The following is a 2,216-nucleotide window of genomic DNA, read 5'->3' on the forward strand; positions in this document are numbered from 1 at the left end:
GGGATCCGGGTCGTACAGGTTCTCGACGTCCCAGCCGCGGCCGGCGGGGAACTCCCCGATCGCGTCGACGCCCTGGCTGACCAGGCGCCAGAGGTCGTCGGGGTTGGTGACGCCGCCCGGGTAGCGGCAGGCCATGCCGACGACGGCGATCGGGTCGGTGGGGTCGGCCGCGTCGGTCGAGTCGGTCGGGCCGTCCTTGGCGGCGGCAGTGGCGGCTGCCGGGGCCGGGGCGGCGCCCAGGATCTCGTCGAGCAGATGGTCGGCGAGGACCTCCGGGGTCGGATAGTTGAAGATCAGGGTCGCGGGCAGCCGCAGCCCGGTGGCGTGGCCGAGGGCGTTGCGCAGTTCGACGGCGGTCAGCGAGTCCAGGCCCAGGTCGAGGAAGCCCCGCTGGGCCGGGATGGCCGTCGGATCGTCGTGGTGCAGGACGCCGGCGAGCCGGCTGCGCACCAGGTCCAGCACGAACGCCCGCTGTTCCGCTGCCGGCAGCTTCGTCAGCGCCGCGCGCACCTGCTGCTCGTCCGCGCGCCCGGCTTGCGCGGTGCGCCGCAGGGTGGTGCCGACGAGGGTGCGCAGGATCGGGGGTGTGGGGGTGTCGGCGGCGCGCTGCCGCAGCCCGGCGAGGTCGAGCCGGGCCGCGAGGGCCAGCACGGGACGGTCCGCCAGCGCGGTGTCGAAGAGGTCCAGTGCCTCGTCGGCGGGTTGCGGCAGCAGCCCGCGCTGCGCCATCCGGGCCCGTGCGGTCTCGTCGACGGTGCCGGTCAGGCCGCTGTCGGTGTCCCACAGCCCCCAGGCCAGGGACGTCGCCGGCAGGCCGAGTGCGTGACGGTGCTGGGCCAGGGCGTCGAGGAAGGCGTTCGCCGCGGCGTAGTTGGCCTGCCCGGGGCTGCCGAGGCTGGCGGCGGCGGAGGAGAACAGCACGAAGGCCGTCAGGTCCGTCTGGCGGGTCAGCTCGTGCAGGTGCCACGCCGCGTCCGCCTTGGGCCGCAGCACGGCGGACAGCCGCTCCGGCGTCAACGCGGCGAGCGTGCCGTCGTCCAGCACCCCGGCACAGTGCACGACCGCCGTCAGCGCACGCTCCGCCGGCACGGTGGCGAGCAACCCGGCCACCGCATACCGGTCACTCGTGTCGCACGCGACGACCTCCGCCTCGGCACCCCGCTCGGCCAGCTCGGCGACGAGTGCCCGAGCGCCCGGCGCGTCGATGCCGCGCCGGCTGGTGAGCAGCAGATGCCGCACCCCGTGCTCCGCCACCAGCCGACGGGCCACCAGCGCCCCGAGCGTGCCGGTACCGCCCGTCACCAGCACCGTGCCGTCCGGCGCGAACACCGGCGGCGTCGCCGGCTCGCCCGCCGAGCCCGCGGGCGCACGCACCAGCCGCGGCACCCGCACCACGCCCCCGCGCACCGCCGACTCCGGCTCACCGGCACCGAGCGCGGCCGCCAGCGCACCGTACGACTCCGCGGCACCGTCCACGTCCACCAGCACGACCCGGCCCGGATACTCCGCCTGCGCCGAACGCACCAGCCCCCGCACCGCGGAGGCCGGCAGGTGGTCGACGGTGTCCTGCGGGTCCGCGGCGACCGCGGCCTGCGTGAGCACGACCAGCCGGGCCGAAGCCAGTTCCTCCGCCTCGGCGAACTCGCGCACCACGTCGAGGGACCGGTGCGCCAGCCCGTGCATGACGGCGACCGGATCGTCATCGGGCCCGGCCGGGACGGGCAGCGCCGGGATCGGTGCCAGGACCGCGTCCGGGACGGGGTCGCCCTCGCGCACCGCGGTGCGCAGGGCCGCCAGGTCGTCGTGGACGGTGACGTCGACACCGGCCGCGTGCAGGGACGCCGCGGCCTCGGCGGTGCCGAGCAGGGCCCAGCGGACACCGTCCTCGTGCCGGGTCCCGGCGGCGTCCGTCCAGTCGATCCGGTACAGCGGCGCACGCGACGGCGCGCCCACGGCGGCCAGCTGTTCCGGTGTGATCGGGCGGCCGGCCAGCGAGTCGACCGTCAGCACCGGGAGACCTTCGTGATCGGCCAGGGTCAGCCGCGCGGTGGCGGGACCGGTGGGCACCAGACGCATCCGCAGCGTCCGGGCACCCACGGCGTGCAACGACACACCGGCCCAGGCGAACGGCAGACGGATGCCGTCCGAGCCGACGTCCAGCAGCGAGGGATGCAGGGCGGCGTCGAGGAGCGCGGGATGGATCCCGTACCCGTCCC

1 protein-coding gene is annotated in these 2,216 nt (G+C 76.3%); it reads right to left on the bottom strand.

Going from position 1 to position 2,216, the window contains the following annotated elements; genetic code table 11:
* The coding region (locus tag NQO67_RS43425) for a type I polyketide synthase (RefSeq protein ID WP_255956182.1) at positions 1-2,216 on the bottom strand (2,216 nt) is incomplete at both ends.

Source organism: Streptomyces odontomachi, assembly GCF_024435355.1.
GTDB lineage: Bacteria > Actinomycetota > Actinomycetes > Streptomycetales > Streptomycetaceae > Streptomyces > Streptomyces odontomachi.